Genomic DNA, 26,348 nt, shown 5'->3' on the forward strand with positions numbered 1-26,348 from the left:
CAGAAAGCTCTACGGCACAGACCGCGCCGTCCCAAACAACCTGACCCGCACCAACTCACCCGCCTCTTCTTCCAGCAAAATCGGCGCAGTCCCCCCCGGCATCACCACACTCACCGCCCCCGCCTGCACCCAACCCACCCGCCATGCGGCACTGGCCACGGCACTGGCGCTGGTGCCCGAGGAAGCCGTGGGCCCCTCGCCCCGCTCAAACACCCGGGCCGCGATTCGCCCTTCGGCTTCGCGCCAGGCCCATTGCAGATTCACCCCCCTCGGGCACGGAACACCGGCCCCACCGGGCGCCGCATAAGCAATTTGGGTCAGGCTTTGCGAGAGCGCCGCAACACGCATCTGCGAATTGCCCGGCAACGCCTCGACACCCGCCACCAGCGTCACGCAATGAGGATTGCCGAGGCTCACGAACTGGCTGTGGCCCCACGCCGGGTTCAACCGTTCAAGCGCCGCCACACGGCTGACATCGCACTGGTTGAACAGCACGCTCTCGACCTCCTGGGCGCCAACAGCCTGGGGCCCGAACAGCGGTTTGCCCAGGTCCAGCCAGAAACCTTGGACGCCGTCGAATTCAGCGGCACGAACCGAGGTGTGCAGCGGTGACAAGCCGTCGGGTTTATCGTGATTAACCTGCAGCACACACTCACCCGCGCCCGGCATCAAGCCTTGCGCTTGCAACGCCTGGGAGAAAATCGTCAGGCCGTTGCCGCTGCGCTCGGCCAGGGTGCCGTCGGTGTTGACGATCAACAGATCAAAAGGCGGTTCGCTCTGGAACGGGCCGATCAACAGACCGTCACTGCGATGGGCCTTGGCGTCCGGCGGCGCTTCGCCCGGAGCCCGACTGCAGAAGGCCTGCACCGCAGCCTTTGTCCAGGATTCGCGTGTGCGTGCAGCCTCGGCAGCCGACGGTGGCAGATCAATGCCCTGGTCACGGACCTGTCGAGGTGAAACGACTCCATAGATATTGCCGCGTGCGTCATAAAACTGCGTCATGGACCAAACCCGGTATCAGCCAGCAAGGGGCAGTACTTTATGCCGGCAAAGGCTGGGGGAGCAAAGCCTGCTGGCGACCCGGATATTCGCGTCGGCACCTTGGGCTCGCGGTGCGGTCAGTGGATGTGCAAGCATAGGCCCCTGCCCGCCGCACCACACCGCACGACAGCCAAGGACGTTTCATGACTGCCATTACGCCCCCGCCCACCTTTATCCCCGGACGCCTGGAACAGATGTCCACCCGCATCGCCTATCTCATCGCCGGCATCGGCATCGCCGCCTGGGCGCCGCTGGTGCCGTACGCCAAGGTGCGGGCGAACCTGGATGAAGGCACCCTCGGGTTGCTGCTGTTGTGCCTGGGGGTCGGGTCGATCCTGGCGATGCCGATTTCCGGTGCGCTGGCGACGCGCTTCGGCTGCCGGCGGGTGCTCAGCGGCGGCACGATTCTGATCTGCCTGGCGTTGCCGTTGCTGGCGACAATGACCTCCCTGCCCTGGCTGGTGGCCGCCTTGTTCCTGTTTGGCGCCGGGCTCGGCACCGTGGACTCGACCGTGAACCTGCAAGCGGTGATCGTCGAGCGGGCCAGCGGCAAGACCATGATGTCGGGTTTCCACGGCATGTTCAGCCTCGGCGGGATCATTGGCGCGGCGGGTGTAAGTGCCCTGCTTGGCCTGGGGCTTTCGCCGCTGGGGGCGACGCTGGTGGTCAATGGGGTGCTGCTGGTGGCGTTGTTCAAGGCTGCGCCGCACCTGCTGCCCTACGGCAGTGAGAGCTCCGGACCGGCGTTCGCCATTCCCCACGGCGTGGTGCTGTTTATCGGCATCCTGTGTTTTATCGTGTTCCTGGCCGAAGGCGCGGTGCTCGACTGGAGCGCCGTGTTCCTGACCACCGAACGCGCAGTGGATACCGCCTATGCCGGGCTGGGTTATGCCGCCTTCGCGCTGACCATGACGGTCGGCCGGCTGACCGGCGATTCAGTGGTGCACCGCCTGGGGGCCAGACGCGTGATCATCTATGGCGGATCGATCGCGGCAGCCGGGTTCCTGCTAGCGACCCTCGCACCGATGTGGCAAGCCGCGCTACTGGGCTATGCGTTGGTGGGCGCCGGGTGTTCGAACATCGTGCCGGTGCTGTACACCGCCGTCGGCAAACAGACCCTGATGCCGGAAGCGATCGCTGTGCCGGCCATCACCACCATCGGCTATGCCGGCATCCTTGCCGGCCCGGCGCTGATCGGCTTCGTCGCCCATGGCAGCAGCTTGAGCATTGCCTTTGGGTTGATTGCGCTATCGCTGGTGGCGGTGGCGGCCAGTGGGAAGGTGTTGAAGGTCTGAGTTCTCTACAGACCTTGTGGGAGCAAGGCTTGCCCCCACAGGTATTTTTTCTTCTGATTACGCTTCAGGCATCTTGCGAAAGCCCACCGCCAAGCGGTTCCAACCATTGATGGCGTTGATCGCCACGGTCAGGTCGACCATTTCCTTGGGGCTGAAATGCTCGCTCAGCAAGGCATAGTCGGCGTCCGGCGCGTGGGTGTCGCTCAGGCGGGTCAGGGCTTCGGTCCAGGCCAGGGCCGCGCGCTCGCGGCCGGTGAAGAATGGCGCTTCACGCCAGGCGGTCACGGCGTACAGGCGACGTTCGGTCTCGCCATCCTTGCGGGCATCGGCGGTGTGCATGTCGATGCAGAAGGCGCAGCCGTTGATCTGTGAGGAACGCAGCTTGACCAGCTCCAGCAGGGACTTCTCCAGGCCCAGCTTCGAGACGGCGGTTTCCAGGGCCAGCATGGCTTTGAAAGCGTCAGGGGAAGCGGTGTAGAAATCGGTACGCGGTTGCATGGTGAACTCCAGAACAATTGGGTGTGGCGCTACGTTAGCCGTGCAGTGGCGCGGTACAAATAGCCAATTGTTGGGAAGTTCGGGTGGCCAATGGCAGGCGGTGGGAACAACCTATCAAAGGGAGAGAGGCTTCTCTGTGGCGAGGGAGCTTGCTCCCGCTCGGCTGCGCTGTAGGAGCTGCCGAAGGCTGCGATCTTTTGATCTTTCGCTCGGGACTCAAGTGACTGGGGAAAGATCGCAGCCTCGTTGCACTCGACAGCTCCTACGACCCAGCGGGAGCAAGCTCCCTCGCCACAGGGCCATGAGCACTTCAGTCAGGCCCGGCTGCGCAACCATTGCAAAAAACGCTTCTTGACGATCGGCTTGGGGGCTTCGCGGGTCAGGTTCTGGGCCAGGTGCATGCGCACGTCCAGCAGGTTTTTCATCGCGTCGTTGATGTCGCGACGGGCCTCGAGGCACGGCTTGAGGTAGCTGTTCTCGATGCGGTACAGGGTGCAGAAGGTCTTGGCGTTAAAGTTCGCCAGCGCTGCCTGTTCGGCGACGATCCCGGCTTCGCCGATCACCTCCCCCGGCCCCATGCGCCCGCCCTCGAGTGGCTGGCCGTTGCGCATGAGGCTCACGCTGACCACCCCGGACTCGATGATGAACAGATGATCGCTGACCTCCCCGGCCGCCAGGATCACATCACCCGCACGGAAGGTCTGCAGGGTCATGTTCTGGCTGAAGGTGTCTTTCTCGTCCTGGCGCAAGGTAGAGAAAATGTTCGAGCTTTCCAGCAGGGCCCGGGGTCGCGACACCTCCTGCGGCACCGCGCTTTCACTGGTGGACAACAGGCTCACGCCCGACGCCTGCAAATGCCGGAACGCCAGGTCGAACAGCTGGTTGCGCACCGTGCGTTTCTGGGCCATGGAGGCAACGAACCCGCTGATCTCGTACTCCGCGCCGCCACTGCCGCTGCTTTTAAGCGTCACGCAGGGGGGCGGGCTGGCGAGCAGGGAACGACAGCCGATCATCGCCCGCTCCAGCGCGTCGATCACGGTTTGTGGCCGCGCATGAGGGCTGACCTGGATACTGATGGACAAGCCATGGACGTCGCTGGGTCGACTGAAGTTGATGACCTTGGCCTTTGCCGCCAGCGAGTTGGGGATCACCGCCATGCTGCCCTGGGCGGTCTGCAAGCGCGTGGCCCGCCAGTCGATGTCAGTGACCCGGCCTTCGGTGCCGTCGATGGAAATCCAGTCATCAAGCTGATAAGGCTTGGTGGTGTTGAGCACGATCCCGGAGAACACGTCGCTGAGGGTGCTCTGCAAGGCCAAGCCGACGATGATCGCCATCGCGCCGGACGTCGCCAACACGCCTTTGACCGGCAAATCCAGCACGTAGGCCATTGCCGCGATGACGGCGATCAGGAAAATCACCGCGCCGAGCAAATCCTGCAGCAACCGCCCGGTATGGCCGACCCGTTGCATCATCGCCGCACCGATCAGCACCGTCAGGGTTCGCGCGGCGAACAGCCACCAGGCGATCTGCAGGCCGGTCGCGGCCAGGTGCCGCGGCACATCGTCAACCCACTGCGCCGGCTCCATGGGGTTGAGGCCTTCGTTGAACAGCAGCACGCTGAACAGCGAAAAAATCACCAGCCTTGCGCCGACTTTCCAATAGATCCGATCCGCACTGACCAGGCGCCACATCAACAGGTCGAGCACCAGCAGCGCCAGGGAACAGAGCAGCGGGTGCTCGGAGATCAGAGACAGCATCGGGACAGCTCCAGGAAGGCGATTGGCGAAGATTGGCACAGAATGAATACTCTGTAGAGATCCCCATGCAGATCCCCATTGTGGGAGCGAGCTTGCTCGCGATGGCGGTCTGACAGTCAACCCATCATTGAATGTCCTACCGCTATCGCGAGCAAGCTCGCTCCCACAATGGGTTCAGCGTGGCTGTTGTTTCGCCTCAATCGTCCATCCGGCCAAAACGCCCCGAGTGGAAATCATTGAAGGCCTGGTGGATTTCCTGCTCGCTGTTCATCACGAACGGACCATGGCCGACGATGGGTTCGTCGATCGGCTCGCCACTGAGCAGCAGCACCACCGCGTCGTTATTGGCTTGCAGGCTCAATTGGTCGCCGGCCCGGTCGAACAGGGCCATCTGCCCGGCCTCGACCCGTTCGCGACCATTGGCCTGGACCGAGCCGCGCAATACCACCAAGGCGGTGTTGTGACCTTCGTGCAGGTCAAGAATGAGGTTTTTCCCGGCATTCAAGCGAATGTCCCAGACATCGATAGGCGTGAAGGTCCTGGCGGGGCCTTGCTGCCCTTCGAAGCGCCCGGCGATCAGGCGCAGGCTGCCGGCGTTGTCCTTCAGGGCGATGTTCGGAATGTCGCCCTTGAGGATCGTCTGGTAGCCGGCCGGGGCCATCTTGTCCTTGGCGGGCAGGTTGACCCACAACTGGACCATCTCCATGAACCCACCCTGCCGGGCGAAGGCTTCGGAGTGGAACTCTTCGTGGATGATGCCGGACGCGGCGGTCATCCATTGCACGTCGCCGGGACCGATCTTGCCGCCGCTGCCGGTGGAGTCACGGTGCTCCAGTTCGCCCTGGTAGACGATTGTCACGGTTTCGAAACCGCGATGCGGGTGCTGGCCGACACCACGACGCTCGGTGGTGGGCGTGAATTCAGTCGGGGCGGCGTGGTCCAGCAGCAGGAACGGGCTGACGTGCTTGCCCAGGTTGTCATAGGAAAACAGCGTGCGAACCTGGAAGCCATCGCCAACCCAATGGGGCCGTGGGCTGGTGTAGAGGCCGATGATGTTTTTCATGCTGTGTCTCCAAAATCAGGTACTGCGATTCAATGGACACAGCTTAGAACCGACACCTTTGCAGCACTAGACTGCAAAAATCGGCTTTAGCGTTCTATTTAGAGAACGACTGAAAAACCTGTGGGAGCGAGCTTGCTCGCGATAGCGCTGTATCAGCCGAAGATGCATCGACGGGCAGACCGCTATCGCGAGCAAGCTCGCTCCCACAGGTTCTGGTGTCATTCAAAGGTGATTGCGCTTGGCAAACTCCGACAGCCCCACCAAGGATTGCAGGCCAAGCTTTTCCAACAGGCGAGTCTTGTAGGTGCTGACGGTTTTTGGGCTCAGGAACAGGCTTTCGGCGATGTCCTTGCCGCGCATGCCCATGGCCAGCATGCGCAGGATGGACAGCTCACGGGTAGAGAGGCTTTCCAGCGCCTGCTGTTCGCTGCGCTGCTGAAAATCCAGCCTGACGGACATCTGTGGAAAATAGGCATAACCGGACTTCAAGGCCTGGATGGCCTTGGTCAGTTCCTTGAGATCGCTTTTCTTGGTCACAAAACCCCGGGCCCCGGCCGAGATGCAGCGGTTGCAGAAGTGCTGCGCATCCTGGGAAGTGAACACCAGCACGCTGCACTCAGGGAACTGGGCCATGATCCAGACCAGCAGGTCCAGGCCATCGAAACCGTTCATCACCAGGTCGAGGATCACCAGGTCTGGCACGCACGCCTTGATGAGGGCCCTGGCATCGGCCGCGCCGCTGGCGTCCCGGATGTGGGTGAACGCCTCATTCTGGCAAATAAGCCGCAGCGCCCCTCGTATGACAGGGTGGTCATCCACGATCAACACGTCTTTCAAGGCAACTCCCCAGGTCATTACAAACGGCACCGGCGCCATGACTGCGCCGGACTCTCGCACAAGCGCCAGGCCCTGCCACCTGTCAGATCCGACAGTGCAGACCAGCGGTCTTCCTCAGCGTCCATGGCCCTGCCTGAGGGCACGCGTCCACGGTTGCAGCGACTCACTGGCTTGAGGGTCGACCCGCTCCATCAGGCACCGCAGGGAGGCAAGGTCAGGCAGTGGTGCCTGGCTCAGGTGCATGCTCGATCGGCGCGCGACCGGCACCGGCGACAGGCTGGCCGGTTGCGCGTTGTAAATCATCCCGTGACGAACCTGTGGGTTATAGATAACAAAATCGTGCAAGTCCAACGCCCCGCTTGCCAGCCCGGCATTGACGACGATCAGGTCGAACGGCTCGCTGCCGTACTCCACCAGCGTCAGCAACTCTTGCACATGACTCACGGGGACAATCCGGAAATAGCCCTGTTGGTTGAACAGGCGCTCCAGCACGATTCGATGAGCATGGTGTGGGTCGGCAATCAGGATACGGAGTGCTTTGTTCGGCATGGCAAGCTTTCCAATAGCAACGCGCCAGGTAGAAACCGGCTCAGAACATTAAGGGCCGTCAGGCTAGAGGAAGCGTTTGAAAGACGATGTAGGATTATTCCTAAAATGATGACGGACCAAGCCCCTGCGACGAGGGAATTCACCCTACGCTCGACGCTTTTGTAGGAGCTGGCGAAGCCTGCGATCTTTTGATCTTTGATCTTTCGCTTGGGACTCAAGTGTCTGGGGAAAGATCGCAGCCTCGTTGCACTCGTCAGCTCCTACAGCTCCTACTCCTCCATGTAGGTCTTCAGTTGTTCCGCCAGGTGCTCGATGGCTTGGCGAATATCTTCCACGGCTTGGGCGAGCAGCAACGTATCGCCGCCCCGACAAGCGCTTTCCAGCGCCTCGCAGGCGGCGATCAGGCGTTGCGCCTGGACGATCCGCGCCCCACCCTTGATCCGGTGCGCCAGGTCCGCCAGGCCCGGCAAGTCTTGTCGACTGGACAGGTGCAACAGTCGCGCTTGATCGTCGGCATTGCTGCTGACCAGTTCCTCCAGCAGTGCCCTGATGGCGGTCGTGTCGCCTCCGGTCAGTTGTTCCAGGCTAGTCAAGTCGATTTCATCGTCGGGCTGAGGCGCCCCCACGTCCGGCGTGACCGAAGCCAGGCACGCGTTAAGCTCCCGAAGGCTGAGGGGTTTGAACAGGCAATCGTCCATCCCGGCCTCGGCACAGCGGTCCTTTTCCTCAGGCTGGGCGTTGGCCGTGAACCCCAGGATCACCCCGGGCGACAGGTTTTGCGCACGCTCTTCGTCGCGAATGGCCCGCGCGAGTTCGTAGCCGCTCATCAAGGGCATGTTGCAGTCGGTGATGACCACATCGAAGTGTTCGTTGCGCCAGGCGTGCAGACCTTCGACACCGTTCTGTGCCTCCTGGACACGATGGCCCAGGTAGCCCAGTTGCTTGGACAGCAGCAAGCGATTGGCCGGGTAGTCATCGACCACCAGGATACTCAGCGCCCGGCCTGGTACCAGCGCCTCGGCCTCGACAGGCGGCGCGGTCGGCAAGGCATCGAGCAGGGGCAGGTCCAGCAGGATCTCGACCTGCGTGCCCGCCCCCGCCACGCTGCGCAACGTCAGGGTGCCGCCCATCATTTCGCACAAGGTGCGGCTGATGACCAGCCCCAGCCCGGAACCGCTGCGCGCCGACTGGGTCGTGTGGCTGGCCTGGGTAAAGGGGCTGAACAGGCGGCGCTGGTCCTCAGGCGAAATCCCGCAGCCGGTGTCCTCGACTCGCAGGCAAATGCCCAGGCGCCCGTGTTCAATGTCCGGCTCGCCGCGCACACTCAGGCGCACCTCGCCCTGGTCGGTGAACTTGATGGCGTTGCTCAACAGGTTCGAGACGATCTGCTTGAAGCGCAACGGGTCGATCAACACGTCACGATTGACCTCGGCGTCCAGTGCCCGTTGCAGGCGCAGGTGTTTCTGCCGGGCCAGGCCCTCGAAAATCCGCGCCACCGACTCGGTCAATTCGCGCAGATTGGCCCGTTGCGGTACCAGCGACAGCTTGCCCGACTCGATGCGGGCGATGTCGAGGATGTCGCCGATCAAGTCCAGCATGCCATGGGCGGCCCCCGACGCGACCTCGATGGCGAACCGGTCCACGATGCCTTGGTCGGCTTTTTTCAGGGCCAGTTCCAGCAGGCCGATCACCGCGTTCATCGGTGTGCGGATCTCATGGCTCATGGTCGCCACGAAGGTGGTCTTGGCCCGGTTGGCGTCGTCGGCGCTTTCCTTGGCGACGCGCAATTGCTCCAGCAGGCGCCGCAAGTAAATGACCCAGCCCAAGGTCACCAGCAACAGCAGCGCAGCGACGGTGAACCCCTGGAGAATCGTGGTGCGGTTGCGCAGCCAGTAACTGTCGTCGATCACCACCTCGCTGCGCCAGCGGTTGGTCAACTCGTCCATCTCTTCGGGAGAAATGCTCAACAGCGCCTTGTCGAGAATCGAGTAGAGCTCCAATGCGCCCCGGTTCGTTGCCAACGCAACGCGCGCGGGCAAGGTGCCGACGGTACTGGTGACCTGCAGCTTGTCGCGGTACTGGCGGGAGATCATGTAGCGGGCACTGATCAGCGGATTGACCGCAGCGTCCGCCGTGCCGGCGGCGACCATGGCCATGGCGTCGGCGGTGTTTTGTGCCGTCACCAACTGCACGCGGGGGAACTGCTCCAGCAGGAACTCGCGCAACACGTTGCCGCGCACCAGCGCCAGGCGCTTGCCGGCCATCTGGTCCAGGGTTAGCGGGCCCTTGGCCCGAGCGGGCACCACCAGCACGAACGGATTCGTCAGGTACGGTCGGGTAAAGCGCAACTCGTCTTCAAGTTCGGTACTGGGTATGGCGGTCGCCAGGACATCGGCCTTGCCGCTCTTGACCTGCCCGATCAAATCGTCAACCGAACCGCCACGCTGCACATCGAATTTCAAACCGGTGCGCAAGCTGATCCTCGCCAGCACATCGGCGCCGATACCGCGCAAATGGCCTTGCTCATCGAAGAACGTCAGCGGCAGGAAGTTTTCGTTGGCGGCGACCTTGATCCGTGGGTGGGCATCCAGCCAGCGCTGCTCCTTGACGCTGAAGTGCAGCGCCTGCTGACCCGGCATGCTCGCGCCGCCGGCACTCCAGCGCCTCAGGATGCTCATGTGTTCGCTGGCGGGAATGGCTTGCAGCGCGGCGTTGATAATGCGCAAGAGGCGCGCGTTGTCGCGGCTGACCGCGAAGGCGAACGGCTGCACTTCCATGCGCGAGAAATCGGCCAGTTGAATATTGTTCAGGTAATTCTTGCTGATCAGGTAGTTGGAACTGATCGAATCCCCCAGATAAACGTCGGCCTGACCAAACGCCACGGCGCCGATGGCGCTCAAGGTCGAGGGGAACAGCTGCAAGGAAGCCTCGGGATAAAACGCCTCGACCGTCTCCGGCGGCAAGTAGTGATACAGCATCGCCACGCGCTTGCCCGCCAGGTCGCTGGGCAAGTCCTGGCTGTCGTCGATGCGGGCCACGAGGGTGGGCAGGTCATCGGCATAGGCCTGGGACATCGCCAGGTCCGGATCGGCGGCTTCGAAGCCGTTGGCGGTGCCGAGCATATCGATCTCGCCGCCGCGCAGGGCCTGGAGCGATTCGGCACGGGATGGGTAGCGCTGGACCTGCACCTTGACGTGCAGGAGTTGCCCGAGCAATTGCGCATAGTCGGCGGTCAGGCCTTCATAGTCGCGACCATTGCCAGTGATGCTGAACGGCGCGTAGTCCGGCGCCGAGGCACCCAGCTGCAACGTGCCCTTTTGGCGCAGCCAGGTCCAGTCGGCATCGTCCAGGGACACCGAATAATCGCTCACATTGGAGCGCCCGAGCACCTGCAGCGCCTCGGGGGCCGCGTCCACCGGTGGCACCACACTCAATGAGCCCAGCAACAGCGCCACCAGGCCTGTGCGTAAAAGCAAAATCATCTGGTCAGGGTGTTTCGCTTGGCGTAGTCGGCCCGGCGCACACCGACTGCACGTTCAGTCAGGGTGGACCGGCTGAGGGGTTCAGACTGCCAATACGAGGGAACAGCGAACCGAGCCTTTCAAACAGCAGGAGGCTGTGAGTGAGTGTAGGAAATTTCTGAAGAATTTCCTGACTGGCTTGCGGTTGTTTTGTAGGAGCTGTCGAGCGAAGCGAGGCTGCGATCTTTTGATCTTTTGATCTTTCACTTGGGACTCAAGTGTTTGGGGAAAGATCGCAGCCTCGCTTCGCTCGACAGCTCCTACACAGCTCCTACACAGCGGCCAACCGCAAATCAGGCACCGGGCGCGCCTGCCCGCGATGGTTTCCGTGTTCATACAGCGAGCCGGCGATTTCATCGGCACGCACCGGCAGGATCGACAGCAAGGTGTCGCTCAGGCCATGGCTGGCCTGGCAGAAGCCCTGCATGTAGATCGCCGCCTTGCAGCGCTCGTCGGTGATCAGCTTGTAGTTGCGATCCACCTCGAAATCTCCCAGGTATTGCGCCAGCGGCTCCAGCAGGGTGCGGTGCATCTGCCGTTCGTAACCGGTGGCCAGCACCACGGCGTCATAGCGGCGCACAGTCAATTCGCCCGTGGCGTTGTTGCGCACCGCCAGTTCCACGCCGGTGGCGGTGGCCGTGGCCTTCTCCACCGTCGTGAGGGTGCGGAACGCATGACGGGCGATGCCAGAGACTTTCTGGCGATAGAAAATCCCGTAGATGCGTTCGATCAGGTCGATGTCCACCACCGAATAGTTGGTGTTGTGGTATTCGTTGACCAGGCGCTCGCGCTCGCTGTGGGGTTGCTGGAACACCAGGTCGGTGAACTCCGGCGAGAACACTTCGTTGACGAATGGGCTGTCATCCGCCGGCTTGAGGGCCGAGCCGCGCAGGATCATGTCGACCTGCACCGAAGGGAAGCTGTCGTTGAGGTCGATGAAAGCCTCCGCCGCGCTCTGCCCACCGCCGATGATGGCGATGTTCATCGGCTGGCCCTTCACGCATGGTTGGCCGGCCATGCGTTCCAGGTACTGGGAATGGTGGAACACCCGCGCGTCATCCTTGAAGGCCTTGAACGCCTCGGGGATGCGCGCCGTACCGCCGGCACTGACCACCAGCGCACGGGTGGTGCGGACGAACTCTTCGCCCTGGGCATCGCGGGAAATCACCCGCAGCGCTTCGACCTGCTGGTTGTGCAACACCGGCTCGATGCGCAGCACTTCTTCGCCATAGCGACTCTGCTCGGTGAAATGCCCGGCCACCCAGCGCAGGTAGTCGTTGTACTCCATGCGGCACGGGTAGAAGGTGCCGAGGTTGATGAAATCCACCAGGCGACCGTGGTGCTTGAGGTAATTGACGAACGAATACGGGCTGGTGGGGTTGCGCAGGGTCACCAGGTCCTTGAGGAAGGAAATCTGCAACTCGCTCTGGGTCACCAGGGTGTTGCCGTGCCAGCGGTAGTCGGCCTGCTTGTCGAGGAACAGCACGTCCAGTTCACCCTGGACCGGCCCGCGCTCCTGCAGCGCGATGGCCAGCGCCAGGTTCGAGGGGCCGAAACCGATGCCGATCAAGTCGTGAACGATGGGCGATGCAATTGCCTGTGTCATGTCCAGTGTCCTCTGGAAAAGCCCTCAACAGGGCGCAAAAAGCCTGGGGTGACCTGCCCAGCGTTTAAGGGGCCAACAAGTCGTGTGTTGAGAGGAACGAGGACAATGAAAAAAAATTTACCGCGAGGCGACCGGCGTGGGCAGATTAATGCGCGTCCCACTGCCGCACGCGAACGCGGCAGTGCTTCATGGCGTTGACGATGTGTTTTTCCACCAGCGCCCGGGAAATGCCCAGGCGCTCGGCGATTTGCGGGTGGGACAAGCCTTCGAGCTTGCGCAGCAGGAAGCTCTCGCGGCACAGCGGTGGCAGCTCGGCCAAGGCACGCTGGAGCATGTCCAGGCGCTGGCCATGGTCGAGGCTGGAATGGGGCGACGGGGTGAAGAAGCGCTCTTCGCTGTCCAGCACCTCCAGGGATTCGACCTGGCGCAGGGTATTGCGCCGATGCCCGTCGATCACCAGGTTCAGCGCCGTGCGGTAGAGAAACGCCCGCGGTTGCTCGATGGGGACGTCGCTGGCACGCTCCAGCACCCGCACATAGGCGTCATGCACCACATCCTCGGCCGCCTGACGGTTGCCTAGCCTGGCGTTCAGGAAACACACCAGCTCGCGATAGTAGTTTTCCAACATGACTCCCATGCGCAATGGCTGCGACCGCTATCCCTGTGCCCACTCGGCATGCCCGGGACAGGCAATGGCACGATAGTGGCAGATTCGATCGCGTAATTTATAGTAATTCTCATATAGATTTAAAGCTTTGGTTTGTATCAGGACTGATTCGTTCAGATAAATGGGGTGCCAGGGCCGCTTTTGTGGCGAGGGAGCTTGCTCCCGCTGGACTCTGTAGGAGCTGTCGAGCGAAGCGAGGCTGCGATCTTTCCGCTGCCAATTGAGTTCAAAGCGAAAGATCAAAAGATCGCAGCCTCGCTTCGCTCGGCAGCTCCTACAGTAAGTGTTTCACAGCAGTAAATTCCCGCCCGGAACGCTCGTTTACCAGGACAGCCTCCCGTCCCTGCCCTTCCTCGGACGGGCCCGATATCACCGGCCGGAACCCTGCATGAAACGTCCCCGCCCTACCCGACGCGCCTGGCTTCTCACCTTCGCCCTGCTTCCGGCCGTGGCCTTCGCCGCGTGGCAAGCGGTGGCGCCAAGCCGTGCGCCCCTGGTCACCGCGCCCGTCACCCGTGGCGATATCGAAAACAGCGTCACCGCCCTGGGCACCCTGCAACCACGGCGTTATGTCGACGTCGGCGCCCAGGCGTCCGGGCAGATCCAGAAGATTCATGTGGAAGCCGGCGACGAGGTGCGCGAAGGCCAGTTGCTGGTGGAAATCGACCCGTCCACGCAAAAAGCCCGGCTCGACGCCGGGCGTTTTTCAATCGAGAACCTCAAGGCCCAGCTCCAGGAACAGCGCGCCCAGCATGACCTGGCGCAGCAGAAATCCCGCCGCCAGCAACAGCTCAAGGCCGGCGGTGCCACCCGCGAGGAAGACGTGCAGACTGCCCAGGCCGAAGTGCGGGCGACCCAGGCGCGCATCGACATGTTCCAGGCCCAGATCCGCCAGGCCCAGGCCAGCCTGCGCAGTGACGAGGCTGAATTGGGCTATACGCGCATCTATGCGCCGATGAGCGGCACCGTGGTCGCCGTCGGTGCCCGGGAAGGCCAGACCCTCAACGCCCAGCAGCAAACCCCATTGATCCTGCGCATCGCGCGCCTGTCGCCGATGACCGTCTGGGCCGAAGTCTCGGAAGCCGACATCGGCCACGTCAAACCGGGCATGACCGCTTACTTCACCACCCTGGCCGGCGGCAGCCGACGCTGGAGCAGCACCGTTCGCCAGATCCTCCCGGTGCCGCCACGCCCGCTGGAAGCCAGCCAGGGCGGCAGCCCCACGGGCGGTCGCAGCGGCAGCGAGCGGGTGGTGCTCTACACCGTGTTGCTCGACGTCGACAACGCCGACCGCACGCTGATGACCGACATGACCGCCCAGGTGTTTTTCGTCGCCGCCCAAGCCAAGGACGTGCTGACCGTGCCCATCGCCGCCTTGCAGGACGCCGGCCAGGTACGGGTGCTGGCCGACAATGGCGATGTCCAGCCACGCACCGTTCGCACTGGCGTCAGCGATCGACTGCGTACCGAGATTGTCGACGGCCTGAGCGAAGGCGACCGGGTGCTGATCGGCCCGGCCACCGGCAGCGGAGGCTGAATGAACACGCCCCTGATCGAACTGCGGGACATTCGCAAGGCCTACGGCGGTGGCGACAGTCCTCGGGTGGAGGTGCTGCGCGGCATCGACTTGGCCATTCACGCCGGGGAATTCCTGGCGATTGTCGGCGCGTCCGGCTCCGGCAAATCGACCTTGATGAACATCCTCGGCTGCCTCGACCGCCCCACCAGCGGCGAGTACCGTTTCGCCGGCGAAGACGTCGCCGGCCTGGGCAGTGATGAGCTGGCCTGGCTGCGGCGCGAAGCGTTCGGCTTCGTGTTCCAGGGCTATCACCTGATCCCCTCCGGCACCGCCCAGGAAAACGTCGAGATGCCGGCCATCTACGCCGGCACCTCGGCCGCCGAGCGCCATACCCGGGCCAGCGCCCTGCTCGACCGCCTGGGCCTGGCCAGCCGCACCGGCAACCGCCCCCATCAATTGTCCGGCGGCCAGCAGCAACGCGTGTCGATTGCCCGGGCCTTGATGAACGGCGGCCACATCATCCTCGCCGACGAACCCACTGGCGCCCTCGACAGCCAGAGCGGCATCGAGGTCATGGCCTTGCTCGACGAACTGGCGAGCCAGGGCCACGTGGTCATCCTGATCACCCACGACCGCGAAGTGGCGGCCCGGGCCAAGCGCATCATCGAGATCCGCGACGGGCTGATCATCAGCGACAGCGCCACTTCTTTGCCAACTGACGTGCAAGCCAATCCAAAGGCACTGCAAGCCGTGGACCTGCGCCAGCGCCTGAGTGCCGGTAGCGAACACAACGGCGCCTGGAAAGGTGAGCTGGTGGACGCGGTACAGGCGGCGTGGCGGGTGATGTGGATCAATCGTTTTCGCACCGCCCTGACGCTACTGGGCATCGTCATCGGCGTGGCCTCGGTAGTGGTCATGCTGGCCGTGGGCGAAGGCAGCAAGCGCCAGGTCATGGCCCAGATGGGCGCCTTCGGCTCGAACATCATCTACCTCAACGGCATCGCGCCCACACCGCGCGCTACCAAGGGCATTATCAGCGAATACGACCTGGCCGCCCTCGCCGCGTTGCCCGAGGTGCAGCGAATCATGCCGGTCAACGGTGCCGAGGCCAGCGTGCGTTTCGGCAACCTCGACCACACCAGCTACGTCGGCGGCAACGACACCAATTTCCCGATCATCTTCAATTGGCCGGTGGCCCAGGGCAGCTACTTCAGCGAGGCCGACGAGCGCAGCGCGGCGGCGGTGGCGGTGATCGGCCACAGGGTCCGACAGAAACTGCTCAAGGATGTCGCCGACCCCATCGGTCGCTACATCCTGATCGAGAACGTGCCGTTCCAAGTGGTCGGCGTACTGGCCGAGAAAGGCGCCAGCTCCGGGGACTCAGACGCCGACAACCGCGTCGCGGTGCCCTACTCTGCCGCCAGCGTGCGGCTGTTCGGCACGCGCCATCCCGAGTACGTGGTGATTGCCGCCAAGGACGCAGGCAAAGTCCAACAGGCCGAGCAAGCCGTCTCGCGGACGCTGTTGCGCCTGCATGACGGCAAGCAGGATTTCGAACTGACCAACAACGCCGCGATGATCCAGGCCGAAGCACGCACCCAGGGCACGCTGTCGCTGATGCTCGGCGCCATCGCGGCGATTTCGCTGCTGGTGGGCGGCATCGGCGTGATGAACATTATGCTCATGACCGTGCGTGAACGGACCCGCGAGATCGGCATCCGCATGGCCACCGGCGCCCGCCAGCGCGACATCCTGCGCCAGTTTCTCACCGAAGCGGTGATGCTCTCGGTGGTCGGTGGGGTCACCGGTATCGGCCTGGCCCTGCTGGTGGGCGGCGCGTTGCTGCTGGGCAAGATCGCCGTGGCCTTCGAATGGTTGGCGGTGTTCGGCGCCTTCGGTTGCGCGCTGGTCACCGGCGTTGTCTTCGGTTTCATGCCGGCCCGCAAGGCCGCCCGCCTCGACCCGGTCGCGGCCCTTACCAGTGAATGAACCCCACGCTATGAAAGTCCACCTGACCCTCCTGGCCGCCAGCCTGTTGCTGGCGGCCTGCGCCACCCCTGCGTCGGCGCCGGACAGCGGCCTCCAACCGCCACCGGCCTGGCAGAACCTCGATACACCCAGCGCCCGGGCGGATAACCAGCAATGGTGGACGCACTTCGGCAGCCCGCAATTGAACCGCTTGATCGAGCAGGCGCGCCTGGACAGCCACGACCTGGCCGCGGCCATGGCCCGAGTGCGCCAGGCCGAGGCCAGCGCCGTCATTGCCGGCGCGCCGCTGCTGCCGGAGATCAGGGCCGGGCTCAACGGCAATCGCCAGGAATTGCTACGGGGCAAGGGCTACAGCCAGCTGGATGTGGATCGGAACAACCGCACCATCGATTACTACGACGCCAACCTCAGTGCCACTTATGAGCTGGATTTCTGGGGCGGCAAACGGGCGGCCCGGGACAGTGTGCTGAAGACGTTGGCGGCCAGCCAGTTCGACCGCGCGACGGTGGAGTTGACCCTGCTCAGCGGCGTCGCCAACAGCTACACCCAGGCCTTGTCCCTGCGCGAGCAACAGCGCATCGCCGAACAGAACCTGGGCAACGCCCAACGCGTGCTCGACCTGGTGCAGACCCGCTACGACGCCGGCAGTGCCACAGCCCTGGAACTGTCCCAGCAAAAAAGCCTGGTGGCGGCCCAGCAACGCCGCTTGCCTCAGGTGCAGCAACAAGCCCGGGAAGCGTTGATCACCCTGGCGACGCTGCTGGGGCAACCGGTGCAGTCGGTCAGGCTCGACGACGACAGTTTCGACCGCCTGCACTGGCCGGCCATCGACGCTGGCGTGCCCAGCCAATTGCTGAGCCGCCGCCCGGACATCGCCGCCGCCGAAGCCCGCCTCGCCGCCGCCCAGGCCGACATCACCGTCGCTCGCGCCGCCATGCTGCCCAGCGTGACCCTGGGCCTGAGCCTGGGCACTGGGGCCGACATCGCCGACCAATTGCTGCGCAACAACTTCTACAACCTCAGCGCCGGTTTGGCCGCGCCAATCTTCAACAACGGCCGCCTGAGCGCCGAACGCGACCGAGCCACCGCGCGCCAGGAGGAACTACTCGAGCTGTACCGCGCCGCCATCATCAACGGCTTCGCCGACGTCGAGAAAGCCCTGAACGGCATCAACGGCCTGGACCGCCAACGGCAATGGCAAAGCGAAGAACTGCACCAGGCCCAGACCGCCTTCGACCTCGCCCAACGCCGCTACCAGGCCGGCGCCGAAGACCTGCTCACCGTACTGGAAACCCAACGCACCCTCTTCACCGCCCAGGACATGAACGTGCAACTGCGATTGGCGCGGGTGCAGGCGAGCGTGGCGCTGTACAAGGCGCTGGGTGGGGGTTGGCGGGTGATGTAGGCCCCAGGCTCATCTTTCGATCGTTCCCACGCTCCGCGTGGGAATGCCTCTACGGACGCTCTGCGTTCGGCTCTCTGGGACGCGGAGCGTCCCCGGCTGCATTCCCACGCGGAGCGTGGGAACGATCAGTAATGGTGTTCGGCTTTGGCTCTGTTTATCCGGCCATGTAGGACTCCCGAGCAAGGCTACGTTGCCTTGCGTCATTGCCTACAACTACGCCAGAATCCGCCGGCTTGTGCGCTTGGCTTGTGGCTTTTACTGTTCCCAGGTCGCTGATTTCAGCGATCGGGTTTGGTAGCCCGCGAGTCAACTAGGCGCAAGCGCCACCTTCTACAGATGCTCTCTCGCGCCTGTGTCATGGTGGCCGTGCGCAGGGCGTCTTCGGGCGCGCCGGGTTCCTAGTGCTCCGGTCTACCAACCCGCGTACGGCCGCCACCCAATCGTTTGGTAGCGAGGGTGACGAGTCCAAAAAACTCAACGAAGCCGCCGACCGCGCCCTCGCCTCGGTCAATGCCATGGCCAACGAACTGGCCTTTGATTTGGAAGGCGCGCGACGGAGTTTTGCCCTGGGGATCCAGCAGATGGTCGAGCTGAGTGAGCTGCTGGCGAACCGCGCCCTGGACATCGCCGCGCCGCGATAAGCGCCCGAGTCATTGTGCTGGGCTACGTCCCGTAGGAGCTGACGAGTGCAACGAGGCTGCGATCTTTCCCCTGACGCTTGAATCCCAAGCGAAAGATCAAAAGATCGCAGCATCCGGCAGCTCCTACAGGGTGCAGCCCAGCGGCAGCAAGCGTCCTCGCCACAAAAGCAGCCATCCATATAGCCCAGGTTCGATCGTTCCCACGCTCCGCGTGGGAATGCCTCTACGGACGCTCTGCGTTCGGCCCTTTGGGACGCGGAGCGTCCCTGGCTGCATTCCCACGCAGAGCGTGGGAACGATCAGTAATATCTGACCCACTGAGGTGCTGGCCATTGGGGCCGCTTCGCAGCCCAGCGGGAGCAAGCTCCCTCACCACAAAAGCAGTCTTTTACACAGCCCAGGTTCGGTCAGTTCGGGCCAGGGTTCACACCGGTTTGGATTTTAGATTACGCGCATACCACGGCCGTTGCGGCACGCGGCGGAACAGGTCGGAGAGCTTTTTGTCATCGCTGCCGAAGGTGATGCGCAGGGCCAGTTTCATGGTTTCCGGGTCCATCTCCACCGAACGTCCAACCTGCAACCCCGGCGTGGTGCTGCAACCGTGGGTGTCCGGGCCCAGCCAGGGATCGGCGATTTCGACCCAACGGCCCGGGGCGTACCAGGGCACGCCGTTGACGTCGAGCCGGCTCACTTCGCCCGGATGGAAACGCTCGTGGGCGCGGAACCAGTCTTCGAGGCGGTCGTCGATCCAGCCGTGGAAGGCCCAGAACACCGGGCTCACGTGGGAGGAAAACGGATCACCGAGGAAGTCGTTTTCCGCGGCGAACCAGCGCTGGGCGAAGTCGTCCGGGTCGCGGGCGAACGGCACCGGGTGACCGTTGGAAGGGTCACGCGGCACCGAGGCCCAGCGCATGTGCAACCAGTCGTGCAGGCCCAATTCCACTTCCGAACCGAACTGGCCCAAGGTCAGTTTCGCCAGGTAGCGCGGGTCGCGGTAACGCGATTCCCAGACCTGGAAATTGCTGTGGTAGGTCTCGGCGGTCTTGATGTCGCTGACCCACTGGGCATACTGCGCGTCGCCATCGGCCAGCCAGGTCGGCGGCAAGGCCGTGCCATCGTGGTTATCGAGGTAGCGGGCGAACCCAAGGCGATCACGTTCCAGCTCCGGTTGCGGTAAGGGGAAGCGCGGCCACGACGGCAGCGGCTGGAACGAACGGGCCGTGCCGAGCATGTGCCGGTGCATGAAAAAGAAGTCCACGCCCGAGCCATTGCGATCCTTGCGCGGGCCGCGGGCATCACGCTCCTGGTCCCGTGGGCCGGGCTGCCAGCCGATGCCGCGCAGGGCATTGCGCTTGTCCTCGTCCAGGGTGTGCCATTTGTCCCGCGTGGCATGCCAGAGCTGGTGGAACAGCCGATGCTCGGGCGACACCAGCCAGGCCAGCAACGGCGGGCTCAGCGGCGTGCGCTCCCGGGCCTCGGGGAAGCGTTGCTTGAGGGCGATGAAATGATTGTCCTGTTCAGGCAGCGCCATGGGACGGTCCAGGCGCAACACCCGACCGCTGAGGGTGGCGCTGCCGGCATTGCCGAAGCCGGCCCAGACTTCGTCCAGGGTCATGATGCATTCATAGTCCGGCGCGTCCTGGCGAGCACTCATCAGCCGCCAACTCAGTTGCTTCGGGTCGGTGCCGGCCAGGTCGCCCAACACTCGGTAACGCGGCTCTTCGGCGCCACGCAAGCGTTCGGCGGTGTCGAGGTAGCCCACCAGGCCACGGCCCCTGTGGCCGATATCGAGGAATAGTTGCAAATCGTCCCGCGGCAAGCCTTCGAGACCGGCGTCACGGCCGGTGAAACGGAGCGTCCAGATGCCCCGCAACGTATCGGCGCGGCGCTGGCCCGCTACGTCAGCCACGTCGAACGAGGCCTCGCCGGGGGTGATGGTCGGGTCCGGCCGGGTCAGTTCGCGATGCCCGTAATACACCGCAGGCACGGCGGCACCGGTCAGCGCCAGGCCTGCCATGAACCATCGTCGAGAAATCGTCATTGCCTTACCTGTGTCCAGCCCTGGAGCGGGCTTTATCCAAGCTAGAACGATGGGTGGGCTGACAAATTTATAGGCAGTTGTGAGGGCCTCATCGCGAGCAGGCTCGCTCCCACAATGGATCTGAGTCATTCGCAAGAGATGGGTGGGTTTCAAGGCCGCTATCGCGAGCAAGCTCGCTCCCATAGGGGGGCTGGGTACATTCAGGAGAAACAGGTCAACTGCAAGGTCGCCTCGCGAGCAAGCTTTGCTCCCACAGTGGAATTGGATGCGGTCCCCTGTGGGAGCGAGCTTGCTCGCGATGGCGGCCCCGAGAACACCTAAATTTCCCCGCCGATCACTCGTTCTCCCCAGATAGCAAAGGCCCCCGCGCCTGTCCTTCCAAGGCGAACCTGACTGAGATCGGCAATGACAACACCACGTTCGAAAAAGGCTCTTTTCATCGGCCTGCCCCTGGCCCTGGCGTTGACCGTGGGTGCGGGCGTCGCGGCTTGGGACCACTGGTGGCGGGATAACCCCGGCTACCCGGTCAAAGTCATGAACGAAGCCAGGGAGCTGCACGAACGCCTGCTGTCCTTCGACAGCCACATCACCGTGCCGCTGGATTTCGGCACCGCCGGCAATGAAGCCGACAAGGACGGCAGCGGCCAGTTCGACCTGGTGAAAGCCAACCGCGGGCAGCTGTCCGGCGCGGCCCTGACGGTGTTTGGCTGGCCGGAGTTGTGGAACGGCCCCAACGCGCCGCACAAGCCCACCGCCGGCTTCGTCGAGGAAGCGCGCAACCAGCAGGAGGTGCGCTACAAAATCATCACCGGCCTGGTCCGGGACTTTCCCAACCAGGTCGCCATCGCCTACACCCCGGATGATTTCCGCCGCCTGCACGGCGAAGGCAAGTTCGCGATCTTCATCAGTATGCTCAACGCCTATCCCCTCGGCCATGACCTGAGCCTGCTGGACCTGTGGACCGCGCGAGGCATGCGCATGTTCGGCTTCAGCTACATCGGCAACAACGACTGGGCCGACTCCTCCCGTCCGCTGCCGTTCTTCAACGATTCGCCCGACGCCCTCGGCGGCCTGTCGGACATCGGCAAGCAAGCGGTGACGCGCCTGAACGACCTGGGCGTGATCATCGACGTGTCGCAAATGTCGACCCCGGCCCTGGAACAAGTCGCGCAATTGAGCCGCACGCCGCTGGTGGCGTCCCATTCGGCGCCACGGGCGATGGTCGACATTCCACGCAACCTCAGCGACAAGGAAATGCAACTGATCAAGGCCAGCGGCGGCGTGGTGCAGATCGTCGGTTTCTCCCAATACCTGCGGCCGCTGACGCAAAAGACCCAGGACAAGCTCAACGCCCTGCGCGAACGCTTCGACCTGCCGCCGCTGCCCAACCTGGCGATGGCGCTGATGCCCGGCGACCCGATCATCGCCGCCTGGCCGGAACAGAAATTCGGCGAATACGCCGGCCAGCTCTACGGCATCCTCGAAGAAGAACCCAAGGCCAGCCTCAAGGACCTGGGCGATGCCATCGACTACACCGTGCGCAAGATCGGCATCGACCACGTCGGCATCAGCTCGGACTTCAACGAAGGCGGCGGTGTGAAGGGCTGGGAGAACGTCGGCGACATCCGCAACGTCACCGCCGAACTGCTGACCCGCGGCTACTCCGAAGCCGACATCGCCAAACTGTGGGGCGGCAATTTCCTGCGGGTCTGGGACCAGGTCCAGAAAGCCGCCCGCCCCGCCCTCGCGTCGACCCAGAAGGCCGTCCAGCCATGAACGAGCGTCGCACCTTCCTGAAGCAGGCCGGGATCCTCGCCGCCGGCCTGCCGCTCGCTGCCAGCCTGCCCGTCACGGCCAGCGCCGATCCACTGCCACCGCTGCCGAAGGACAAATGGGCGCAGTTGCGCTCGCTGTTCAACCAGGACCCGGACTATCTGCACTTCTCCAATTTCCTGGTCACCACCCACCCGCGCCCGGTGCGCGAGGCCATCGACCGGCACCGCGCCGCCCTGGATAAAAACCCGGGGCTGTTGATGGACTGGGACCTGGGCGTAACCGAAGAACGCGAGGAAAACGTCCGCAGCTGGGCCGGCCGCTACCTGCAAGCGAGCCCGAAACAGATCGCCCTCACCGGCAGCACCACCGAAGGCCTGTCGATCATCTACGGCGGCGTCCACGTGGCGGCCGACCAGGAAATCCTCACCACCGTCCACGAACACTACGCCACCCACACCATTCTCGACCTGCGCACCCAACGGACTGGCACACGGGTGCGCAAGATCAAGCTGTTCGACAACGCTCACGACGCCAGCCACGAACAGATCCTCACAGCCATCGACCGCAACATCCGCCCCGAAACCCGGGTGCTGGGCATGACCTGGGTGCACTCGGGCAGCGGTGTGAAACTGCCGATCGACAAGATCGGCGCCCTGGTGGACAAGCACAACCAGGGCCGCAGCGATGAACAGCGGATCATCTACGTGGTGGACGGCGTGCACGGTTTCGGCGTCGAAGACCTCAGCTTCCCCGCCATGAATTGCGACTTTTTCATCGCCGGCACCCACAAGTGGATGTTCGGCCCGCGCGGCACCGGCCTGGTGTGCAGCCGCAGCGAAGAGCTCAAGTACGTCACGCCGATCATTCCAACGTTCTCTGAGGCCACGGCGTTTTCCACCACCATGACGCCGGGTGGCTACCACGCCTTCGAGCATCGCTGGGCGGCGGACGAGGCGTTCAAGTTGCACCTGCAACTGGGCAAGGCCGAGGTGCAGGCGCGCATCCATGCCCTCAACAGCTATTTGAAAAAACAGCTGGTGGCACAGCCGCAGATCGAACTGGTCACCCCGCTGAGCCCCGACCTGTCCGCCGGTTTCACCTTCTTCCGAGTCAAGGGCCGCGACAGCGACGAAGTCGCCGCCTACCTGATGAAGAACCGCGTAATCGCCGACGCCGTGCATCGCGATGCGGGGCCGGTGGTCCGCACCGCGCCGGGGCTGCTCAACACCGAAGCCGAGATCGATCGCTTCATGGGCTTGCTGGGCAAGACACTCTGAACCTGACTTATCGAGAGAGATGGATGAACAGTTTTTTGTTGAAGCTATTCCCGGCACTGGCCGTCGCCGCCCTGCTGCCCTCCGGCGCCCAGGCCTCGCAAGCGGGCCAGGTCTTTCGTGACTGCAAGGACTGCCCGGAAATGGTCGTGCTGCCCACCGGCACCTTCCAGATGGGCACCCCGGAAGACGAAGTAGGCCGCGAGCCCGACGAAGGCCCGATGCACCCGGTGACGTTCGCCAAACCGCTGGCGATCAGTCGCTTCCAGGTGCTCAAGGGCGAATGGTTCGCCTACCTGCGCGACACCGGCTACACGATGCCCGACGGCGATGAGCGCCCCGGCCGCGCCTGCAAGGCCGGCATTCCGGATTACCAGGGCAGCGACCCTCGCAAGCAATACACCGACCGGCACCCGGCGGTGTGCATGGATTTCGCCGAGGCCAATGCCTACGTCGCGTGGCTGTCGAAAAAAACCGGCAAACACTACCGGCTGGTCAGCGAGTCCCTGCGCGAGTACGCGGCACGCGGCGGCAGCACCGGCCCGTTCCCCTTCCCGTTCGATGAAGGCAAGGAGTACAGCATCGCCCAGCACGCCAACACCTACGGCGCGGCCGACGGCTACAACTTCACCGCCCCGGCCGGCAGCTTCGCGCCCAACGCCTTCGGCGTGTATGACATGCACGGCAACATCTACGAATGGACCGCCGATTGCTACAACGAAAACTATGTGGGCGCCCCGAGCGACGACAGCGCGTGGCTGACCGGCAAGTGCGAATTCAAACGCATCCGTGGCAATGATTGGGGCGAGGCGCCGGTGTTCTCCCGCTCCGGCAACCGCAACGCGCTGGTGCCCGGCGATCGCGGCGACTGGATCGGTTTTCGGGTGGCGCGGGATATGTGAAGACGCCTCGCCGATGCACTTGAAGGCCGGCTTTTGTGGCGAGGGAGCTTGCTCCCGCTCGGTTGCGCAGCGACCGCAAAATCCAGGGGCCGCTGCGCAGCCCAGCGGGAGCAAGCTCCCTCGCCACAATAATGTGTGTCAGGCGGCTCCTCGCTAAATCCCCTTCCCCTCCAATCGTTCTACAGGTGGGCGCGCCCCAACCGGCGTGCCGCCGTCCTCCAGCCCATGCGGTGAACGCCCGCGATGGCCTTCGCCCTTTTTCATCTAGCAGGGAAACCTCCATGAGCCAACCAAAACGCGGGGTGATCACTGAATTGTTCACCCTGCTCAAACCCTTCCGGCTGATTGTCGTGGGCTCCATCCTCTTGGGCATGTTGGGCGGCCTGAGCATCACTGCCCTGCTGGCAACCATCAACGACGCCCTGAACGCCGCCACAACGCCCACGTTCCAGATGCTGGCGACGTTCGCGGGGCTTTGCGCGGCAGCGCTGCTGACCTCGATTCTTTCAGACATCGGCACCAACCATGTCGGCCAGAACATCATCGCCGAGCTGCGTAAATCCCTGGGCAAGAAAGTCTTGCTGGCCCCCATCGAGCAGATCGAACGCTATCGCAGCCATCGGCTCATCCCGGTACTGACCCACGACGTCAACACCGTCAGCGACTTCGCGTTTTCCTTCGCGCCACTGGCCATCGCCTTCACGGTCACCCTCGGTTGCCTGGGCTACCTGGCCTACCTGTCAGTGCCGATGTTTTTGCTGCTGCTGGTGGCACTGGTCATCGGCACGGTCGTGCAATACCTGGCTCGCGCCCGTGGCATCAGGGGTTTCGAAGACGCCCGGGAGGCCGAAGACGCGCTGCAGAAACACTACGGCGCTATCGCTGCCGGGGCCAAGGAATTGCGCATTCATCGCCCACGCCGCCAGCGCATGTTCAGCCAGCGCATCGAAGCGACCGCCGATTACATCTGCGACACCAACATCCGCTCGGTCAATACATTCGTGGTGGCCAAGACGTTCGGCTCGATGCTGTTTTTTGTGGTCATCGGCCTGGTCCTGGCCCTGCAATCGCTGTGGCTGGGCACGGACCGGGTGGTGCTCAGCGGTTTCGTGCTGGTGCTGTTGTACATGAAGGGCCCGCTGGAATACCTGGTGATGACGTTGCCGGTGATCAGCCGGGCGAACGTTGCGTTCAAGCGCATCGCCGAACTGGCCGAGCAGTTTTCCTCACCGGAGCCGCATCTGCTGCTCAACGACAAGCACCTGTGCAAACCAACGATCCAGCACCTTGAGTTGCGCGATGTGCACTACGCCTTCCCCGTGGTCGAAGGCAGCCAACCCTTCGCCCTGGGACCGGTCAACCTGTCCATCGCCCAGGGTGACATCGTGTTCATCGTCGGTGAAAACGGTGGCGGCAAGACCACGCTGATCAAGCTGCTGCTGGGCCTCTACTTCCCCCAGGGCGGCCAAATCCTCCTCGACGGCGCGCCGGTAGGGGCCGCTCAACGGGACGATTATCGCCAGTTGTTCACGACGATTTTTGCCGACTACTACCTGTTCGACGAGCTGGTCCAGGGCGACCAGCAGGTGCCCAAAGACGCCAACCGCTACCTGGAACGCCTGGAAATCGCTCATAAGGTCAGTATTCAGGACGGCGCCTTCAGCACCACCGACCTCTCCACCGGCCAACGCAAACGCCTGGCTTTGCTCAACGCCTGGCTTGAGGAGCGCCCAGTGCTGGTGTTCGACGAATGGGCCGCCGACCAGGATCCGGTGTTCCGGCGCGTGTTCTATACCGAACTGCTGCCGGAACTGAAGGCGCTGGGCAAAACCATCATTGTCATCTCCCATGACGACCGCTATTTCGACATCGCCGATCAACTGGTCCGCATGCAGGCCGGTCAGGTGGTCAGTGAAAAATCTGCGGCGGCTTTTGCCTGAACCCGTCCGACGCAATGCTGTTTATCG

Annotated in this window: 18 protein-coding genes and 1 pseudogene; 9 read left to right on the forward strand and 10 right to left on the reverse strand. The window is 63.6% G+C overall.

The window, feature by feature from the left end; all coding sequences use genetic code 11:
• Positions 1–9: 9 nt before the first annotated feature.
• The gene (locus QMK47_RS19800) at positions 10–1,002 is read right to left on the reverse strand and encodes a diaminopimelate epimerase (protein WP_320389185.1); all 993 of its coding nucleotides are present in this window, start codon (positions 1,000–1,002) and stop codon (positions 10–12) included.
• Positions 1,003–1,184: 182 nt separating this feature from the next.
• Between QMK47_RS19800 and QMK47_RS19805 the strand changes: the two genes are divergently transcribed.
• A complete protein-coding gene (locus QMK47_RS19805; RefSeq protein ID WP_320389186.1) occupies positions 1,185–2,336 on the forward strand; it encodes an MFS transporter in 1,152 nt (383 codons plus the stop codon).
• Between the two features lie 57 nt (positions 2,337–2,393).
• Here the strand turns inward: QMK47_RS19805 and QMK47_RS19810 are convergent, their stop codons facing one another.
• From QMK47_RS19810 to QMK47_RS19845, 8 genes are all read right to left on the reverse strand, one after another.
• Positions 2,394–2,834 carry a carboxymuconolactone decarboxylase family protein gene (locus QMK47_RS19810; RefSeq protein ID WP_320389187.1) on the reverse strand — a complete coding sequence of 147 codons (441 nt, stop codon included), beginning with the start codon at positions 2,832–2,834 and terminating at the stop codon, positions 2,394–2,396.
• Between the two features lie 314 nt (positions 2,835–3,148).
• The gene (locus tag QMK47_RS19815; RefSeq protein WP_253476621.1) at positions 3,149–4,591 is read right to left on the reverse strand and encodes a mechanosensitive ion channel family protein; all 1,443 of its coding nucleotides are present in this window, start codon (positions 4,589–4,591) and stop codon (positions 3,149–3,151) included.
• 196 nt (positions 4,592–4,787) lie between these two features.
• Positions 4,788–5,654, reverse strand: coding sequence for a pirin family protein (locus QMK47_RS19820; protein ID WP_018602869.1), 867 nt, complete (start codon positions 5,652–5,654; stop codon positions 4,788–4,790).
• A gap of 222 nt (positions 5,655–5,876) precedes the next feature.
• On the reverse strand, positions 5,877–6,530 hold the full coding sequence (locus tag QMK47_RS19825) for a response regulator transcription factor (RefSeq protein WP_253478614.1): 654 nt from the start codon (positions 6,528–6,530) through the stop codon (positions 5,877–5,879).
• A gap of 75 nt (positions 6,531–6,605) precedes the next feature.
• Positions 6,606–7,040, reverse strand: coding sequence for a response regulator (locus tag QMK47_RS19830; RefSeq protein ID WP_320389188.1), 435 nt, complete (start codon positions 7,038–7,040; stop codon positions 6,606–6,608).
• A gap of 269 nt (positions 7,041–7,309) precedes the next feature.
• A complete protein-coding gene (locus tag QMK47_RS19835; RefSeq protein WP_320389189.1) occupies positions 7,310–10,522 on the reverse strand; it encodes a transporter substrate-binding domain-containing protein in 3,213 nt (1,070 codons plus the stop codon).
• Between the two features lie 310 nt (positions 10,523–10,832).
• Complete coding sequence (locus QMK47_RS19840; RefSeq protein ID WP_320389190.1) at positions 10,833–12,167, reverse strand: lysine N(6)-hydroxylase/L-ornithine N(5)-oxygenase family protein; 1,335 nt, start codon at positions 12,165–12,167, stop codon at positions 10,833–10,835.
• A 145-nt stretch (positions 12,168–12,312) separates the two neighbouring features.
• Entirely contained in the window at positions 12,313–12,795 is a 483-nt protein-coding gene (locus QMK47_RS19845; RefSeq protein WP_309475791.1) for a sigma-70 family RNA polymerase sigma factor, read from the reverse strand.
• Between the two features lie 427 nt (positions 12,796–13,222).
• On the opposite strand from QMK47_RS19845, the gene QMK47_RS19850 reads away from it, so the two are divergent.
• The 4 genes and pseudogenes from QMK47_RS19850 to QMK47_RS19865 all read left to right on the forward strand — a co-directional run.
• Positions 13,223–14,371, forward strand: a complete 1,149-nt coding sequence (locus QMK47_RS19850) for an efflux RND transporter periplasmic adaptor subunit (protein ID WP_320389191.1) — start codon at positions 13,223–13,225, stop codon at positions 14,369–14,371.
• Positions 14,372–16,342 carry a MacB family efflux pump subunit gene (locus tag QMK47_RS19855; RefSeq protein WP_320389192.1) on the forward strand — a complete coding sequence of 657 codons (1,971 nt, stop codon included), beginning with the start codon at positions 14,372–14,374 and terminating at the stop codon, positions 16,340–16,342. It abuts the gene before it with no gap.
• A 10-nt stretch (positions 16,343–16,352) separates the two neighbouring features.
• A complete protein-coding gene (locus QMK47_RS19860) occupies positions 16,353–17,747 on the forward strand; it encodes an efflux transporter outer membrane subunit (RefSeq protein ID WP_320389193.1) in 1,395 nt (464 codons plus the stop codon).
• Between the two features lie 494 nt (positions 17,748–18,241).
• Positions 18,242–18,388: pseudogene (locus QMK47_RS19865) on the forward strand (DUF6124 family protein); the annotation flags it as partial.
• A gap of 424 nt (positions 18,389–18,812) precedes the next feature.
• Here the strand turns inward: QMK47_RS19865 and QMK47_RS19870 are convergent.
• On the reverse strand, positions 18,813–20,429 hold the full coding sequence (locus QMK47_RS19870; protein ID WP_320389194.1) for a PvdJ/PvdD/PvdP-like protein: 1,617 nt from the start codon (positions 20,427–20,429) through the stop codon (positions 18,813–18,815).
• Between the two features lie 405 nt (positions 20,430–20,834).
• Between QMK47_RS19870 and pvdM the strand changes: the two genes are divergently transcribed.
• The 4 genes from pvdM to QMK47_RS19890 all read left to right on the forward strand — a co-directional run bounded on the left by pvdM (position 20,835) and on the right by QMK47_RS19890 (position 26,321).
• A complete protein-coding gene (pvdM, locus tag QMK47_RS19875) occupies positions 20,835–22,205 on the forward strand; it encodes a pyoverdine-tailoring dipeptidase-like protein PvdM (RefSeq protein WP_320389195.1) in 1,371 nt (456 codons plus the stop codon).
• Positions 22,202–23,482: an aminotransferase class V-fold PLP-dependent enzyme gene (locus tag QMK47_RS19880; RefSeq protein WP_320389196.1), complete on the forward strand. Its 1,281-nt coding sequence runs from the start codon at positions 22,202–22,204 to the stop codon at positions 23,480–23,482. Before pvdM ends, QMK47_RS19880 begins: the two co-directional genes overlap by 4 nt.
• A gap of 23 nt (positions 23,483–23,505) precedes the next feature.
• Positions 23,506–24,381, forward strand: a complete 876-nt coding sequence (locus QMK47_RS19885) for a formylglycine-generating enzyme family protein (protein ID WP_320389197.1) — start codon at positions 23,506–23,508, stop codon at positions 24,379–24,381.
• A 281-nt stretch (positions 24,382–24,662) separates the two neighbouring features.
• Positions 24,663–26,321, forward strand: a complete 1,659-nt coding sequence (locus QMK47_RS19890; protein WP_320389198.1) for a cyclic peptide export ABC transporter — start codon at positions 24,663–24,665, stop codon at positions 26,319–26,321.
• Positions 26,322–26,348 lie beyond the last annotated feature (27 nt).

The sequence above is a fragment of the Pseudomonas sp. P9_35 genome (assembly GCF_034008205.1).
Classification (GTDB): domain Bacteria; phylum Pseudomonadota; class Gammaproteobacteria; order Pseudomonadales; family Pseudomonadaceae; genus Aquipseudomonas; species Aquipseudomonas kilonensis.